The following is a 17,563-nucleotide window of genomic DNA, read 5'->3' as shown; positions in this document are numbered from 1 at the left end:
GTGCATGGCACCCCCTGCATCTGAGATGCCGGGTGATGAGTGTTTTGGGGTGAGCGTGATTCTGTGGGTGCTGCGCTACTGCTTTTCGCGTTTGGAGATGACGGTTGGACGTTTATTTTGGCTGGGTCAGTTTTAGTTTGGTTTTCGCCACTGTCAACGGAAGATCTTTTGTTGAGTTTTCTCCGCTGTCAGCGGAAGTTCTTTTCGATCATCTTATCGAGGACCTCAAGATCCAGTGGGGTCTTCGATGTCTCGAAGGTAAAGAACAGCCTGTCTCCCTGATATATACCGCCCTTGATGTAGTCATTAACTCTGTTGACCATTTCTTCAACATATTCCGGATCACCCATCTTACCGCAGTGTTCCAGATAGAGTATCTTGCGGTCGCTTACTCTCAGGATCGTAAAGTCGGGATGGATAGTTACCAGTCTATCATCCACCTTAAAAGTAAGCGGACACTCATATTTATAAGGAATGCCGGCTGCAAAGAGTCTGTCAGCGATAAGCGCTTCCGATTTGGATCTTACCCACTCTCCCCGCTTTGTTTTATACTTGGGCACATCATCTGATATCGGCTTCGGTGTATACGGTTCGTTTTGCCACCTTTCAATAAATTGCTCATCTGTTGGAACAATGGGTTTGATATATTTTTTGCGGTCATCATCCAATGAGCCATATATTTCCTCAGCTACAAGTATCGGGTACTTCTTCAAGACAAGATCCAACACCGCGATTTCTTTTTTCGAGACTTCAAGCACCTGTTCGAGATAATTTTTTTGCAAGAGTTTTTCTAATATTTCCTGATCAGACTTTTTTGCTATTCTTTCTTTTCGATTCTCTTCCGTAATATAGAAATATACATATTTACCCTGTCTCTTAACTTTTACTCTTCCATCCGGAAGTTTTCTAATCTTTTTCTCTGCGGCAACTGTTGAATTGCTTAATACCTCACGCCTGATAAGCAACTCTTCTCTAATATTCTTAATCATAACTATCACCTTTAAAAAGCTGTTTTTCAAGAATTATCCCATTCTAGAAAAAACAAAGACTATGGGATAAATTTCGAGCACAAAATTATCCCAAATATAAAAAAATGAACCCGTAGGGATAAATTTGAACGATGAAATTATCCCTAAATAAGAAAATCATAGCATTTGGGATAATTTCACCTCATATATTTATCCCAAAACAACATATATTATCGACTTGGGATAAATTGCCGTTCATTAACGGGATTAATACAGTCAGAATCGGCAAACACAACAGCCTTATATAATCTGACTAGAGATATACCGGCACACATGACCATCCTTTTCACACAACAGTTTCTATCTCTTCTTTTCCGATATTGTGATATATTAATCCTAATTTTTTTATTAAGAGGTACTGCTATGATTTCCAAGAAAATGATCGAATCGCTTAAGGGCGGCTCCGAGATCCGCAAGATGTTTGAAGAAGGCGGAAGGCTTAAGGCTATCTATGGTGATGACAACGTCTATGATTTTTCCATCGGCAATCCCGACCTGGAACCTCCGAAGGAAGTATTCGACGCTCTTAAGGAGCTTGCAGATAATCCCACTCCCGGTATGCACGGTTATATGCCCAACGCCGGATATCCTTCCACAAGGACCATCGTTGCAGAAAAGCGCGGCAAGGAAGCCGGAATGGAGATCGGTCCCGACGCGGTCTGCATGACTGTCGGTGCGGCATCCGCGATGAACGATGTACTCCACTCGATCCTTGATCCCGAGGATGAGGTGATCCTTCTTGCGCCCTACTTCATGGAATACAACGGCTATGTTGCAAACCACGGCGGCAAGGTCGTCATCGTTCAGACAGACGATAAGTTCATGCCCATTATCGCCGACATCGAAAAGGCTATCACAGCCAGGACAAAGGCCATCATCGTAAACTCGCCCAACAATCCTTCCGGCGTGGTATATCCGGCAGAACTCCTCATTGAGCTCAACGATATGCTCAAGAAGCAGGATCACACCATCTATGTAATCAGCGACGAGCCTTACATCGACCTGGCATACGACGGAGCTTCCGTTCCCTGCGCGCTCAAGTATATCGACAACCTCATCATCTGCTTCTCATGGAGTAAATCGCTGTCACTTCCCGGAGAGAGGATCGGTTATACGCTCGTATCTCCCAAGTGCGCTGATTTCGCCGAGCTTACAGGTGCGATCGTACTGTCCAACAGAACGCTCGGCAGCGTAAATGCGCCTGCGATCTGGCAGAAGGTCATTGAGAAGTCAATCTATGCAAAGGTAGACGTTGCAAACTACGAGAACAGAAGGAACCTGCTCTATTCCAACATAATCGACGCGGGATTTGATGCAGTTAAGCCTAACGGCGCGCTCTACATCTTCATGAATACTCCCAAGGGACTTGATGACGGCGAGTTCGCTTCCATCTGTGCAAAGCATAATCTCCTGCTCGTTAAGGGTTCTAGCTTCGCACGTCCCGGTTACTGCCGTCTTGCTTTCTGCGTTTCTGAGACATCCATCAGGAACTCCAGAAAGGCATTCTTCGCAATTGCCGAAGAACTCGGTTTGAGCCACAGAGCCGAACTCTGATAACATCCGGCGTGACCCGCTGAACGAGTGATCCTAACTCTGATAACATCAGGAGTTACTCACTAAGCACGGGACCCGCAGCGCCGAAACATAGTCAGACCGGAACCATAGTAACGATAAAGCGCCATGTGTTTCCGTATTCCCTGGCACAAGTCACGAGAGTGATCTGCTTGGATCCGGTACTGCCGACATAAGACTGAAGATCATAGGGTGAACAGTAGAATCTGCCGTTCACCCTATATTCATGTCTGACGCCGTCAGGGGTGGTGATAAATACTTCATCGTCATCTTCTATATCGGTCAGGTTGTAAAAGACAGTTTTAGTCATGATATTCCTGTGACCCACTATTATGCTGTTCCCTTCTTCTTCAAGACCTGAACTGTCTTTCATCAGGATGACACCGTATCTCATTGCCACGTAAGTGTTTTCGAGCCATATCGGTTCCTCCGTATCGAGAGCGGGGATGGAGATGACACCTGCGAGGTGGAGCGTTTCGTATTCCTCCGAACCTGTGCCCGTGACGTATTTCGCAATGCCGGCCCAGCCTGAAAGGAAATCCAGATCGGGCACGGCATCTTCTTCGTTTTCTCCTGATACCGCCAGGAAATCTCCTGACGGCACTTCGTATACGGCATTAATGTCCTGAGATCTTACGAGCATGTCCTTCTTTACTTTTTCTCTCACATAAGATCTTGCATATTCTTCAAGCCCGGCAGATAATCCCAGGACGGCGGCAATGGAAAGAAATGCGATGATTGTTCCTTTTAGACGGTTATTCATTAACGTAGATCCTTTTACTTATTCCTTTCGGCGCCATACACTATCTTTAATTCACTTCTGTTCACCGTATAACTCTCTGCTGATTCAATTCTGTTCGCCATATAATTCTCTGATCTTCTTTCTCTTTTTCTCAACTGCGAGTGCGATTATCGCTCCCGTGGATATGGTGAATACAATGAAGCCGCAGAGCTTTGCTTTGTTCACCGTCTCACCGGATATCGGATACTCGGTAACAGAGAGGCTCTGATCCATGTTGTTAAGATCTTCGTGCGAAAGGACTTTTACGTCTTCGATCTGAAGACCCGCAGAGATCTCTTCGTCAGTCGATTTGTCGTAGATGTTCTCGATGACGACTACCCTGTCGCCGCTCTTGAGACCTGACGTGTCGAACTTCATTGTCACGTCGACCGTTCCTGATCCTTCCTGGGGTTCGAATTCGCTGATGGATACGACGTTAAGTCCCTTGCTTACAACGGGGGTGCCGTCGCTTAGATACAGTTCTGCCTTTGCATAGTATTTATGTCCCGTCTCGAGGTTTTCGTAATAGACGTGGTCTACGACTGTGACGACGGTATTTACGAGGAATGACTTGTCTCCTTTTTCAGTCGTTGCGACAGTCCTGCACGAAGGTCGGTGGAGAGTCTGGTCCGTGTCGTTGATATCTTCATGCGAAGCGATCGGCTTTTCGCCGGACTCATGTCTCAAGCTCTCGAAAACAACGATGTCGACTGCATCTTCAGGCACCTTTACGCCCTTAAACTCAACGACAGCATAGCCGTGAGATGAACCTGGGACAAATGCCACTTCGCTCGTATAAGTCTTTCCGTCCTTGTCTTTGTAAGGAGCACCGGTCTTCTTGTCCATGAGAGTTCCGGTAAGCACGTATGTGTCTCCGGGAGCAAGTCCCCTGAAGCTCACCTTGTCATTGATGTTTACCGTATCGGACAAGGTAAGGATACCCGTTCCGGTCCCTGCATCAGTTGCAGTCGTCGAAATGGAAGCCGTGACGCTTACCGTCTGGTCCTTGTCAGAAGCATCCTTATGTTCCGCTATTACTTTTCCTCTGAACTTCAGTGTCTCGAAACATACGACGGACAGACAGTCTTCGCCTTCTTCGTATGCCTTTTCATAGAGATAAACGCTGTCGACGGTAAAGCTTACGCTTACATCACCGCTCACGACTTCCCTGCCCCTGGAATCTTTTGAAACAGTCCCGTTCTTTGCGTCGGGAGTAAATACAAGAGTCATCTCATAACCGTTGCCTTCAGGATCTTTTATGATCTCTCCGGTTCTGCTGTCTATGAGACTTCCCGTGATCTCATACTCGAGACCCGGCAGCAGGTTCTCGAAATGGACCTTATCCGTCAGTTCTATGTTCTTACCGCAGCAGATCTCATGTGAACCACCGTTGTCGGTCAGTTCTGTGGATATGGAAGGTGTGATGTCGATCCTGTTATCCGCCGTGACCATCAAAGTCCCGTTATCGTCTTTTTCCGTCAGTCTGACTGTCCTTGATATACCCTCTTTGCCGTCATCCCAGACCACCTTGTATTCGGGAGAAGCCTTTTCATCGATCCTGTACCAGCCCAAAGGAAGATGATCGAACCAGAGTGTTCCTTTTCCGTTTGTTTTGCCGGTTGCAAATGCTTTTCCTTCCCATTTGGGTTCATCAGCTTTTCCGCCATAGTAAACCTCAAACTCAACATCCTCGATCAGACCGTCCTCGGACGTCTTTGTGATCTTTATCGAACCTTCGCATCTGTCGTTGGTCACAGTCTCTGCTGTCGTGGTTTCCGTAACGGTTACCTTCTTATACCAGTTGCCGTCCCCGTCAGCGGTGAAGCCTTCAGGAAGCTTATATGTATACTCGTTTGTTGTGTTGCCGTAATACCTGACGGGATTCTTTTCGACAAGTGTGTATGTGCCTGTCGGGAGTTCGAAGAATGCCAGGTTCTTTCCGCTTCCTGTCTCCCAGTAAACGATTCCGTCATCGCCCGAGATGCCTTTTGCGAGTTCTTTTGTCTTATCTTCGTTCCACAGTTCGAAAGAAAAACCGCCCTTGCTGTCGTCCTGGTCTACAACTTCCTTCGTGACCTTGATCCTTCCCTTTACGGTATTGTTCTCGCAAGTGAAGAAATATGTCTTAAGTGAAGAAAGATCATCTGTCTTAAAGCTGTATTTATAGGTTGTATCGTCGACCTTTTCCCAGCCGGAATCATTCCTGATCTCATAATCGATCGTGCTGCCATCAATGCATTTGAAAGGATCCGACTTTGAAAACTTCTCGGTGACCGTATACTCTGTTCCGTACTTTACAGGGAACGTTGACACATCGCCCCATACGTTTCCTTCTTTGTCGTACCAGTTCCATTTACCGCTTACGCACTTATAAACTGCCGCAAGATCATCACCCTCTGTCAGCGTGAATACTGTAGATTCGGTATCAACGTCCGAAGATGTTATCTTTTCGAGCTCCAGGCTGCTGGCATCTGTAAAGAGGCCTGCGCCCTTGCCCCTTCCGCATGTGCTGTCGGTAGTAGGCATGTTGGTGACAACTATCGCAGCAGAACCGGGATTATAGGAATAGCTGCCGTCAGACGTGGAATAGAGCGTATCTCCGTTCCTTACGCTTACAGAATATTCTAGTTTTCCCGTATTTCCGTCGATACCTGAGACCTTCATGTCGATGCGGTAGATAGTGTCATCGATGAAGTTATAGACTTCAGGAACGTTACCGTCCTTATCCGTAAAACTTATTGTCGTACCATCAGAAAGGATTGCGCCTTTGGGACCTGATGTTTCCTTTATGAAATACCTGTCTTCGAAATACACATCGTTATCGTCTTTTCTCGTGAGCTTGATCAGTTCCTTTGTGTAAGCTCCGGTTGACTTGTTCAGCGAGTAATAGTCCGTATAGATGCCATTGCCGTCATCATCTCTTAACTGACCTGCCTCGTGCTTCAGTGTTCCGTCCTGATAGACAGTGAAGACACATCCCGTATAAACAGTCTTCGACGGATCGCTCTTATCGAGATAGAAACCGACATAGGCATCGTCTATAAGCCTTGTCGAACGCAGAGCCATGAAACCCGTAAAGCTGCCTTTGCCCGCTTCCGCCGAACTGTCAGCCAAAGCCTTCTTGCAAAAGTAACCGGCAGAAGAACTTGCAGTCCAGTGCATGGGGACACCGTTTTCGATGCCCGCGTAAATGGTGATATGCTGGGCGTTGTTGCTGTCGTTTTCGTCGTTCCACCACATGATCATGTCCCCCGGCCTGAAATCGTAAGTGCTTATAATGGTCTTCCACTCATCGCTCTGAATGCCCTTTGTCCCGTTGGTATCAAAGGATGAGAAATGATTCTCGGAAGGCGAGATATTCTTTTCCTTGAGGATCCCGTCCTTAAAACTTGACCTGATGCCGGCATAACCGGGCCAGTAGAATCCGTATTTGTCCGGATTGCCTCCGCCCGTATATGACACGGTCTTATTTCCGTACGAGCCTGATGTGCCTGTTATCTTCGCGGTACCCAGAGCTGCACTGTACGCTAGACTTACAGAGCCTGCGCAGTCGATCCCGTTGGAACCTGAACCGCCCCACTGGTATTTAACGCCGTCCAGCTGCTCGCAAGCCGCAAGGATGCTGTCCCTGAATGCTTTCTCTGTCGTATAGCCCTCTGCCCTGACGTCTTCTTCGGACACCAGATAATTTGAACTGATAACTGCGGCCTCCGTCTTTACCGGAGCAATAAAAAACGGCAACGTGCAGATCGCAACCGTTGCCGCCATGAATCCGGCGAGTAACCTCGCCTTCGGTCTTTTCAGTATTTTCATGATGCTTCCTCCACAGGTTCTGAGATACGGTTGATCGTGCCGTCGATGATGTTGTAGATGTATACGCTGTCAGACAGCCTCTCGGACGGCTTTACGTGTTCCTCGTTTGTTTCCTTTACAAGCTCTAAGAGCTTCGAGCTCTCGCCGAATGCCTCCACCGACAGCAGCACGAGATCGTGTACCGAAGACGGAAGGATGTAGCAGTCCGTGCCGATCCTGTTCGCAATCTCTCCGATGTAGTCGCCGTAAAGGATGGCGTTGGCGCCGAAGAACTCATATTTGTTGCTGATTATGTAGACCTTCTGCTTTTCGGGGATGTTGTCGAATTCGGGGAATGCATCCTCCAGAGTCTTTTCATCCGTTCCGCCGCAGCGCTGCATCATGCGGAACATCGTGTTCTCGATCCTCTCGCACTTTAACGGGAATAGCTTCTTCGTATTCTTTTTCGCGAGATTATAGAGAAGGTTCTCGTTAAGGTCTTCGACTTCGGCCAGATCGTGCGTGATAAGATACCCCGACACACCGTCATTGTCGATGTTTACTATGACCCTGTAGACTACGGAAAGATCCATAATGTCCCGGTGCGGACAGAGCTTGATCATCTCCTTGTTCTTCTCTGTATTGACGAGCTGGAAGACTATCCTGTCACGCATCTCGGAGATGGTGACCTTGGCTATGTCGTTCGGCACGAACTTGAGCGACTGCTCAAGATATATCGCCTGATTTGCCATCACCTTCTCGAAAGATCCGCAATCCTTATACTGCTCGTACATACGCTCCATGTAAAATGTCGGGCTGCAGTATGTGTGCTTGGCGTTCTTCGGCTTGATCACGACGCCGGTAAGGCATTCGTTCATCTTGGGAACTTTCCTGATCTCGAGCTCACATTCGGCATAACGCTCGGGAAGATAGTCCAGAAACTCCCTCATAACTCTCTTCTTAAAATTCTCGTAATTCATCATAGGCTGTTCCTCCGTATAAAAAAATAGGCATAAAAAAACGCACCCCATAGGGATGCGTTCATTCATATGCAGTATAAATATATTCGCTTTTTCGGTCTCACGCAATAGGCAGAAAGACCTTTTTTCGACTATTTTTCAGGTCCTCGAAAAGACGCCATATGTTACTTATTTATGGTGTTGGATCACACTGCTTCGGTAACGGTAACGAGCAGCATTCCGGACTTTATCGAGACGCCGATCCTGTCCGCACCGTCAACGGGGCAGTTCGAAAAAGAAAACGAGGTGCCGGCCGTGAGCGAGGCATTTTCGAGAGGATAGTAAAGACCTTTTGTGGTGACTCCGGTGACTTCGGAATCAAAGTTCCACGGAATGAGCGAGACCTCTACAGGCTTATCGAAACCTGTTAATGATACGTCAACGGAATCTTCTCCTGACAGAGGACAGCAAAGCGTCTTTCCGTCAGTCACAGTGATCTTCCCGCCGTCTTTTCTGTACTTCATGGCGAGCTGGAGATTGGCAGTGACGTGATCTATCCTGCCTGCAACGGGGCATATGAGGACGATCTCATCACCGTCAGCTTTGCCCATGGCGATCTCCGTGTCGGTCCAGTCCTTTTCGACGGGATATCTCTCTGTAAAGACACCGTGAGATTCCATAAAGCCTAGTGCTTCATCTGATATCGAATCCATGTCGCCCACGAGCATGTCGGGAACGATATCATGGCGAGCTAAGATATCCGCTCCGCTGTCACAGGCTATAGTGACGGAATCTTCTTCCGCTGACATGCGCTTTATGTACTCTGCCGCTTCTTCAGGCAAAGGGCCGCCCGTTACGACAATGTACCGCATCTTTTCAGTTCTTCGATGGCTTTTGCGGGGTCTTCCGCATGGAATACGCTGCTGCCCGCAACGAAAAGCCTTGCGCCCGCTTCATAGATATGTCTGATGTTGTCTTCGGCGACTCCGCCGTCAACTGCAATTATCGTGTTGCTTCCCTGCTCATCGATCGCTTTTCTGAGCTTTCTTAATCTCTCATCTGAGATATCAAGATAACCCTGTCCGCCGAAGCCGGGATAAACGGTCATGACCAGGATGATGTCGACCTTTCCGATGAAGGGGAAAACTTCCTCGATCGGAGTGTCGGGATGGATGGCGATGCCGGCGCTCTTGCCCTGTGCCATTATCTCATCGATAAGCTTAAAAGGCTCTTCAGTACACTCAACGTGGAACGTGATGTTGTTGGAACCTGATTCCGCAAACACCTTTATGTACTTTTCCGGGTTGGTGATCATGAGATGGGTGAAGAACTTCATATCCGTATACTTACGGATGGACTGTATGACCGGAATGCCGAATGAGATATTGTTTACGTAATGACCGTCCATGACATCGATGTGAAGGTAATCCGCATTGTTCTCGACTGCCTTTATATCTCTCATGAGGTAGCCGAAATCAGCCGCGAGAATGGATGGTGCTATTCCGATATCGTTCATTGCTTTCTCCTGTGCCTGTAGTTATTCCTATTATCGTAGAGCTCCGTATAGAAGCTTGAATATCTCTCATAACGGCCCCTGTCTATGAGACCTTCGGCCAGCGCATCTCTTACGACGCAGCCGTCTTCCTTGCGGTGCGAGCAGTCGTCGAACCTGCAGCCTGTCGCGATCTTCGTGATCTCAGGGAATCCGTATAAAACATCCCTGTAATCGACTCCCTGGTCTTCCAAAGAAAGAGAAGTGAATCCCGGAGTGTCGCAGATAAAGCCGTCGAAAAACTCATGAAGCTCGACGTGTCTCGTCGTATGCTTTCCCCTCTTTATCTTGCTGCTGACTTCGCCGGTCTGCATTACGTCAAAGCCGAGAAGAGAATTGCACAAAGTGCTCTTTCCGACGCCAGAAGGGCCGGCAAAAGCGGCAATTCCATCACCTATTATATCCTTAAGATCACTTTTGGTAAGTGGCTTTTGGGGTGAAGATACGAGAACTTCATACCCGGCATTAGTATAAACTGAACAAAGCCTTGAAGAGTCATCCGAATTAAGGTCTGACTTGGTGAATACGATCACAGGCTTTATATCGCTCAGAGAGCAGACAAGGAGCATCTTGTCGAGCAGCGTGAGGTCCGGAACGGGATCTGAAACCGAGAACGTAAGGAGCATCAGAGACAGGTTAGCGACAGGCGGCCTTGCGATAAAGCTCGTCCTGTCCTCTATGTCAGTGATAACGTATTCGACATCAGGATCGCCCGAAGGAACGATAGTAACCCAGTCGCCTATCGCAGGCTTGATCCCCTTGAGCCTGAATGCACCCCTTGCGGCGCAGAGCGCGTAGCAGAATCCGCCGTCTTTACTGAATCTGACGGTATAGACGCCACCGACGCCCTTTGTTATAACTCCGCGAAAAGCATCTGTTCCTTCCATCTGATACCGGCCACTATCCGGGCTGACCCTCGTTGCCGCCCTGTTCACCGCCCGGGTTGCCGCCCTGTTCAGGGACAGGTGTAGGCGTAGGCGGAACAGGTGTATCCGTCGGCGGTACTGGCGTCGGTATCGGCGTATTGGTCGGCGGTACTGGCGTTGCCGTCGGCGGAGGTGTCAGAGTAGGCGTCGGGAGTGCCGCGAATACCGCGGTGAACGTCATGCTCTCCTTTACAACGAATGTGTATGTGGCTGAAACGGCCAGAGTATTTCCGTAAGCGTCGAGCCAGCAGTCGAACTTGAATCCGGTCGCAGGAGTTGCCGTGAGCGTTACCTGCGTATTGAGGTCGTACATGCCGCCTCCTGTTACCGTACCGCTGCCGTTGACAAGGATCTCGACCTTAGCCTGCGGAGGTGTGGGAGTGGGCGTGCCGCCGTTCTGGTAATCCTCTTTTGTTCCTACATAGAGCTTAACTGTGGACTTTCTTGCAACAGTCGTGCCGGATACAGGATTTGTAAGGATGACGTACTGCTGTCCGGCAGGAAGTGCTAGAACTTCAGGTGAACCCTCTACGGTGTAGTTGAGGTTGCTGTCTTCAAGTTTCTGAACGGCATCCGCAACGCTCTTACCTACAACGTCGGGAACCACTGCAGATGAAGGCTCAGTAGCATAAACGACGATGATGGTGTCGCCTCTCAATACCTGAGTGCCGGCCTCCGGCTCGGTCCTTATTACGAGTCCGGGTTCAACTGAATCGGAAGGCTCGGGACGGAAAGAAACGATCAGACCCAGGTTCTTAAGCGATGTCGCGCATGTCTCGTAGTTAGTATTCGCATAATCCTGAAGGACGATGGATTCGTCAACCGAGGATACGGTTATGACGAGATTGCTTATCTTGCTGGCCGTCGAAATGACCACACCCTGCTGGATGCTCTGGTCGATAACGATGCCGGGTTCATAAGCGTCGGTAACCCTGTATGTTACGGAGTAGCTGACGCCCGATGCATCGAGTTTCTTGATGACTTCGTCCGCCGTGAGGCCCACATAGTTTTCGACCTCATAATCGGTATTCTCCTCAATCTGAGTCGCATTGCCGACAGCCTTGACGACAAGTATGCCGATGCCGATAAGAACGCCGACGATGACAACGATGATGAGAGCCAGGAGAACATTATCCCTGAATCTGGAGATACGCCTGGATTCAGCGCTCTTCTCGATCTCGGAGATCTTCTCGTATTCAGGATCCTGCCTGAAAGAGATGTTCGTATCCGTGTTCGTATTCTTTTCGGGAACATTTGTGATGACACCGTACACGCCGTTCGGATCAACGAGCAATGAGTCGAGCTCCGTTACGAGCTGACGCATGGTCTGATAGCGTCTCTCGGGCGATTTCTGCATACATTTCGCGATGATGGAATCGAGACCTTTGGGGATGCCCTGCATCAGTGATGAAGGGACCGGCGGCGTCTCCTGAAGATGTTTTACCGCGATGGCCACGTTCGAATCGCCGTCAAAAGGAAGTCTTCCCGTTACCATCTCGAAAAGCGTAACGCCCAGAGAATAGATGTCGGACTGGGGACCGACATTTCCGCCCCTCGCCTGCTCGGGCGAGAAATAATGAACAGAGCCCATCTGGACGCCGGTCATAGTGATGGTGGTCGAAGAAGCCGCACGTGCGATACCGAAGTCCGTGATCTTAGCGACGCGGTCTCTGGAGATCAGGATGTTCTGGGGTTTGATGTCCCTGTGCACGATGCCGTTCTGGTGAGCGTAATCGAGTGCAAGACCGATCTGGATGACGATCGGGACGGCATTCCTCCAGTCGAGGTGACCGTTCTGATTGATGAGGTCCTTAACCGTGATGCCTTCGATGTATTCCTGAACGATGTATCTGAAGTTGCCTTCGTGACCTACGCCGTAGACCTTTACGATGTTTGCGTGATTAAGGGATGCAACCGACTTTGCCTCCGCATCGAATCTTCTGATGAACTCGTCATCGGAAGAAAACTCGGGCTTTAAGATCTTGATGGCGACGTTGACGCCGGTATTCATGTCGATACCGAGATAAACGTTAGCCATACCGCCGGAACCGATAAGCTTTACGATCCTGTATTTATTCGCAAATATCATGCCCTCAGGGCCGTGAACCTGATTAGCCATAATTCCCCCTATAATTCAACGGCGGGCTCTGCCCTGCCTATTGTTACCGTAATGTTGTCACTGCTCTTTCCTTCAAGAGCCTGTGCGATGAGCCTGGAGCAAATGCCCTCAAGATCACCGCGCGCCCTGGCGCAGGCCTTGAACTGTTCGTTGCTCATGGCGGCATATAACCCGTCAGAGCACAGGAAGACCAAATCGCCGTAACTTATATTATAACTGTAAATGTCGGGATTGAGATACTGATTCTCTCCCAGCACCTTAAACAGCCTGCTCCTTCCGGGATGATGCTTTGCCTCATCCTCGGTAATGAGTCCCTGCTTTATGAGCCTGCCGGCCTCGTTGTGATCCTCCGTGAGCTTTATCAGCTCAGAACCGTGGAGCATGTATCCTCTAGTGTCGCCGATGTGGGCAATGGTGAGCTCCGTGCCCTTCATGAGCGCAATGGTAAGCGTCGTACACATGCCAAGGCGTTCCCTGTGCTCCAGACAGTCCTTAAGGATCTTTATGTTCGCCTTGTTGAAGACAGTCTTAAGATAGGAAGGCAGCGCTTCCCTGTCCTTTACGAAAGGAAGGCTTTCCTTGAGTTCCTCTATGACGGAATCGACTGCGATGCGGCTCGCGATCTCGCCGCAGGCTTCGCCTCCGACACCGTCAGCCACCGCCATGCAAAGGACGTTGCCGACAGTCTCGTAGCCGAAACTGTCTTCGTTCATGTCCCTTACGGGACCCTTGTCCGTCATGCCGAATACTCTCACTGCTCCGCCTCTATCGTTCCTCTTCTGAGCTGTCCGCAGGCAGCCATTATGTCCGATCCCATCTCGCGCCTTATGGTCGCATTGATGCCGCCGGATTCAAGAATATCCCTGAACTGCTTTACCTTTGCGGGAGACGCCGACTGGAATACGGTTCCGGGCACCTTGTTTGCCGCGATGAGATTGACGTGATAGAGCCCGCCCTTTAAAAGCTTTACGAGCTCTGATGCACACTTGGGAGTGTCATTGACGCCTGCGAAAAGACTGTACTCGAAAGTCACTCTCCTGTTGGTCTTTGCGGTATATTCCCTGCATGCTCCCATGAGCTGCTCTATGGAATACGCCTTTGCCACGGGCATAAGCTTTTTGCGGAGTTCGTCGTTCGGCGCGTGAAGCGATACCGCAAGATTAACCTGAAGACCCGCTTTGGTGAATTCCTCAATCTTGGGCACAAGTCCGCATGTGGACAAAGTTATATGTCTGGCGCCCAGATTCAATCCTTCGGGATCGTTCGCGAGTCTTATGAATCCCATGACGTTTTCGTAGTTGTCGAAAGGCTCGCCGATACCCATGATGACAACGCTGTGGACCCTCTCGCCAAGCACTTTCTGTGTGACTGTCACCTGTGCCAGGAGCTCGCCCGAAGAAAGATCTCTGCCGAAGCCGATCTTCGCGGACGCGCAGAAAGCGCAGCCCATCTTGCATCCGGCCTGGGAAGAAATGCATACGGATATGCCCGTCTTATATCTCATGGCAACAGTCTCTATTATGTTTCCGTCGTGGAGCGCATAAACGAATTTTTCCGTACCGTCGAGCTTTGATACCAGATGCTGCCTTAAGTCAAACCCTCCGAAGATAAAGTCCTCTTCCAGCATCGCCCTGACGTTTTTCGGAACATTGGTCATATCTTCGGTCTTAACGCAGCCCGAAGACAGCCAGCCGTATATCTGCGAAGCGCGGTATTTCGGAACGCCGCGTCCTTCGCACCAGGCAGTAAGGTCTTTTTGTGTCAGATCAAGACAGAACTTTTCTCTCAAGACTCTTCATCCTTTCTGTCTCTTTCCATGCGGCAGATGAAGAATCCTTCGCACTTGTCTATGTGAGGAAGGAGTGTGATCATGCCGTTCTCCGCGCGCTCTTCGCGCTCCTCATCCATGTAGATGCCTTCCGGAAGGTACGGCTTGATGGATACCGTATGGAATCTCTTGTGCTCAGCAAGGAATGCCTCGACCTGATTCTCGTTCTCGTCGGAGTTGAGCGTACATGTGCAGTATATTAGCGTTCCGCCGGGACGGAGCATCTTTGCCGCATGTTCCAATATCGAATACTGAAGAGGAATGAGTTCATCCAACTCTTCGTATGTGAATTTCTCCCTGATATCGGGCTTTCTTCCGAGAAGTCCAAGGCCGCTGCAAGGAACGTCGCAGAGCACGATATCATATGTCTTCTTGGAATCCCTGTCATCCTTATGGATGTTCGAAGCATCGGCGCAGATGGTCTCTATGGAAGTCAGCCCCAGTCTCTCGCAGTTGTCCCTTACGAGCTTGAGCCTTGCCTCATTGATGTCTAATGCGATTATGTAAAGATCGTCACGGCACATCTGGGCCATGTGGGTCGATTTGCCGCCGGGAGCGGCGCAGCAGTCGAGGATCTTGTCGGCGACTCTCGGATGTGCGACATGGGATGCGAGCATTGCACCCTGCCCCTGAACGAACATGCCGAACTTATTGAATGCTTCTGATTTCTCCAGGCCGTTAAGTCCGCCCGTTATCTCGACACAGTCGGGAATGAATCCGCCCTTTACGGCTGTGATACCTTCCTTCTTCAGTTCCTTTATCACGGTTTCCTGATCGGCCTTATGCGCGTCGAACCTTACCGTGATGTGTGCGGGTTCCAAGAAAGCCTTACCTATCTCGAGTGCTTCCTGCTTGCCGAAATCCTTCTTTAAGATTCCGTAGATCTCAGGCTTTAAGGAAACCCTTATGCCGGGCTTGAACTGCTCCAGGTATCTTTTTGCCTCAGGGCACTCGGTAAACTTCCTTAATACGGCGTTCACGTAGCCCGAAGCCTTGTGATTGTATTTTTTCGTGATCTCAACGGCAGAATCGACAGCCGCATATTCGGGAATGTTGTTTCCGAACTGTATCTGCCAGACAGCCATCCTTATGGCCGTCCTTGAAACGGGATCCATGGTCTCCGTCTCTTCTTTCGTAAGATGCCTTATAAGGAAATCTATCGTGAAAGTATATGTCAGAGTTCCGTAGAGCATGGCTCTGGCGAAATCCAGTTTCTTTCCAAGTTCCGAAGCGATCTTGTCGGCTTTCTTGATAACGAGATTGGAATAAGCGTCCTTCTCATATACCCAGTAGAGCATGAGGAAGCAAAGTTCCCGTTCGTTGTCATCCGCGATTATCTTCTGCAGTTCCTTCTTCTTATACTTTATCTCGTCAGGCATATGTCAGCTCCTGTATCCCCGCCTCAGATGACCGGTTTCCCGACCGCGAAATTGTGTGCGCAGTCCTTTGCATTAAGACGTTTTCCGCCCGGCTGCTGCAGTTCAATTATCTTAAGGAATCCTTTTCCGCACTTTACGATCAGATCCCCGCCCTTAGCCTTAACGACCGTACCGGGCTCAGAGTCCTTCAACTCATCCGGGACAGCTGTCTCATCGTCAAAGACCTGTGAATCAAGCACCTTGAGTTTCTTATCGTCCTTAAGAACGAAAGCGCCGGGCCATGCGCTCAGCGCCCTTACCCTGTTGTGGATATCTGATGCGTCCTGATCCCAGGTAAATTCGCCTTCTTCAGGACTTATTGGCGGACAGTTCGTGGCTTTGGATTCATCCTGTTTTGCCGTGGTAAGTTTGCCTTCGACCCATACGTCAATGATCGACGGAAGTTTTTCCGCGCTTGCTTCAGCGAGCCTGTTCATGAGGCTTTCCGTATGCTCATCGGGTCCTATCTCAACTTCGACTTTGTCTATGATATCGCCGGTATCCATGCCGGCATCCATCTTCATGAAAGTGACACCGGTGACCTTGTCGCCTTCCAATATCGCGCGCTGAACGGGAGATGCGCCTCTTCTTGCGGGAAGAAGGCTTCCGTGACAGTTGATACAGCCGTACTTCGGGAGATTGAGCACACGCTGCGGAAGGATCTTACCGTAGGCAGCGGTAACGATGAGGTCAGAATTATAAGAAGCGAGCTTCTCATACGCTTCCTCAGTCCTCAAAGTGTCAGGCTGATAAACCTCTATGCCCTTCTCCTGCGCGAAAACTTTTACCGGAGGGGCCGTGAGTATATGTTTTCTTCCGACGGGCTTGTCAGGCTGGCAAAGAACTGCCACCACGTCAAAACCGCCGTCAGTCAGTGCCTTGAGATTCGTCTCTGCGAATTCAGGCGTTCCCATGAATATTATCTTAAGTTCACGCCTGTCCAAGGATCAATCCTCACTGTCGTCTGTATTGTAGACCTTGCCGTCTACGGATTTGTCTATGAAGAGAATACCGTTAAGGTGGTCGTACTCATGGCAGATGCATCTTGCAAGGAGCTCATCTGCTTCGAGCACGAATTCCTCGCCGTTCCTGTTCAGCGCCTTGATCTTGACATGATCGGGCCTTTCGACCTCACATGTCTTGCCCGGAACCGAGAGGCAGCCCTCATTCGCAGTCTGCGAACCGGATGTCTCCAGGATCTCGGGATTGATGAACTCGATAAGTCCGTGTTCATCGCCAACGTCAACGACAAACACTCTTCTGAGCACTCCGACCTGGGGAGCTGCAATACCGATGCCTCTGCCCTCGTAATACATCGTGTCGGCCATGTCATCCAGGAGCTTGATTATCCTGGGAGTTATCTCATCTACGGGTCTGCTCGTCTTTCGAAGGAGCGGATCACCTTCAAGTACCAGATTTCTTAAAGCCATTGTCAATGTCTCCATTCGTAATTTTCCGCATACATTATAATTTTTAATATATAAATTAACAAGTTAAGGACAAAGGGAAACATCAATAAAGAAAAGCATCCCAAACATCGGAGGATATGTCGAAGTTTGGCAATGCTTTTCAAAAACGATTATCTGTC

The 17,563-nt window shown here is 49.4% G+C and carries 14 protein-coding genes; 1 reads left to right on the top strand and 13 read right to left on the bottom strand.

The annotated features are described in order from the left end of the window. Window positions 1-188: 188 nt before the first annotated feature. Window positions 189-989 carry a hypothetical protein gene (locus BO18_RS00215; RefSeq protein ID WP_034442166.1) on the bottom strand — a complete coding sequence of 267 codons (801 nt, stop codon included), beginning with the start codon at window positions 987-989 and terminating at the stop codon, window positions 189-191. A gap of 402 nt (window positions 990-1,391) precedes the next feature. On the opposite strand from BO18_RS00215, the gene BO18_RS00210 reads away from it, so the two are divergent. Next, the gene (locus BO18_RS00210) at window positions 1,392-2,582 is read left to right on the top strand and encodes a pyridoxal phosphate-dependent aminotransferase (RefSeq protein ID WP_034442163.1); all 1,191 of its coding nucleotides are present in this window, start codon (window positions 1,392-1,394) and stop codon (window positions 2,580-2,582) included. Window positions 2,583-2,676: 94 nt separating this feature from the next. Here the strand turns inward: BO18_RS00210 and BO18_RS00205 are convergent, their stop codons facing one another. The 12 genes from BO18_RS00205 to def all read right to left on the bottom strand — a co-directional run bounded on the left by BO18_RS00205 (window position 2,677) and on the right by def (window position 17,405). After that, the gene (locus tag BO18_RS00205) at window positions 2,677-3,363 is read right to left on the bottom strand and encodes a sortase (RefSeq protein ID WP_034442159.1); all 687 of its coding nucleotides are present in this window, start codon (window positions 3,361-3,363) and stop codon (window positions 2,677-2,679) included. Window positions 3,364-3,447: 84 nt separating this feature from the next. Beyond that, window positions 3,448-7,194 (bottom strand): VaFE repeat-containing surface-anchored protein, encoded by a 3,747-nt coding sequence (locus BO18_RS00200; protein WP_034442156.1) that lies wholly within the window; start codon window positions 7,192-7,194, stop codon window positions 3,448-3,450. After that, window positions 7,191-8,156, bottom strand: coding sequence for a DUF5688 family protein (locus BO18_RS00195; protein ID WP_034442153.1), 966 nt, complete (start codon window positions 8,154-8,156; stop codon window positions 7,191-7,193). Before BO18_RS00195 ends, BO18_RS00200 begins: the two co-directional genes overlap by 4 nt. Window positions 8,157-8,338: 182 nt before the next feature. Then, the gene (locus BO18_RS00190) at window positions 8,339-9,004 is read right to left on the bottom strand and encodes a thiamine diphosphokinase (RefSeq protein WP_034442149.1); all 666 of its coding nucleotides are present in this window, start codon (window positions 9,002-9,004) and stop codon (window positions 8,339-8,341) included. Next, window positions 8,986-9,648, bottom strand: a complete 663-nt coding sequence (gene rpe / locus BO18_RS00185; protein WP_034442147.1) for a ribulose-phosphate 3-epimerase — start codon at window positions 9,646-9,648, stop codon at window positions 8,986-8,988. Before rpe ends, BO18_RS00190 begins: the two co-directional genes overlap by 19 nt. Beyond that, a complete protein-coding gene (gene rsgA / locus BO18_RS00180; RefSeq protein WP_034442144.1) occupies window positions 9,645-10,571 on the bottom strand; it encodes a ribosome small subunit-dependent GTPase A in 927 nt (308 codons plus the stop codon). The genes rpe and rsgA overlap by 4 nt, the downstream gene beginning before the upstream one ends. A 13-nt stretch (window positions 10,572-10,584) precedes the next feature. Then, a complete protein-coding gene (gene pknB, locus BO18_RS00175) occupies window positions 10,585-12,729 on the bottom strand; it encodes a Stk1 family PASTA domain-containing Ser/Thr kinase (protein ID WP_034442141.1) in 2,145 nt (714 codons plus the stop codon). Between the two features lie 8 nt (window positions 12,730-12,737). Further along, the gene (locus BO18_RS00170; protein ID WP_051688365.1) at window positions 12,738-13,484 is read right to left on the bottom strand and encodes a PP2C family protein-serine/threonine phosphatase; all 747 of its coding nucleotides are present in this window, start codon (window positions 13,482-13,484) and stop codon (window positions 12,738-12,740) included. Then, complete coding sequence (gene rlmN, locus BO18_RS00165) at window positions 13,481-14,518, bottom strand: 23S rRNA (adenine(2503)-C(2))-methyltransferase RlmN (protein WP_034442138.1); 1,038 nt, start codon at window positions 14,516-14,518, stop codon at window positions 13,481-13,483. The genes BO18_RS00170 and rlmN overlap by 4 nt, the downstream gene beginning before the upstream one ends. After that, window positions 14,515-15,936 (bottom strand): 16S rRNA (cytosine(967)-C(5))-methyltransferase RsmB, encoded by a 1,422-nt coding sequence (gene rsmB / locus BO18_RS00160; protein ID WP_034442135.1) that lies wholly within the window; start codon window positions 15,934-15,936, stop codon window positions 14,515-14,517. Before rsmB ends, rlmN begins: the two co-directional genes overlap by 4 nt. 23 nt (window positions 15,937-15,959) lie before the next feature. Further along, window positions 15,960-16,919: a methionyl-tRNA formyltransferase gene (gene fmt / locus BO18_RS00155; RefSeq protein ID WP_051688364.1), complete on the bottom strand. Its 960-nt coding sequence runs from the start codon at window positions 16,917-16,919 to the stop codon at window positions 15,960-15,962. A gap of 3 nt (window positions 16,920-16,922) precedes the next feature. Then, complete coding sequence (def, locus tag BO18_RS00150; RefSeq protein WP_034442131.1) at window positions 16,923-17,405, bottom strand: peptide deformylase; 483 nt, start codon at window positions 17,403-17,405, stop codon at window positions 16,923-16,925. Between the last annotated feature and the right edge of the window lie 158 nt (window positions 17,406-17,563).

This window comes from Butyrivibrio sp. AE2032 (genome assembly GCF_000702965.1).
This window is presented reverse-complemented; position numbering and strand designations above follow the sequence as displayed.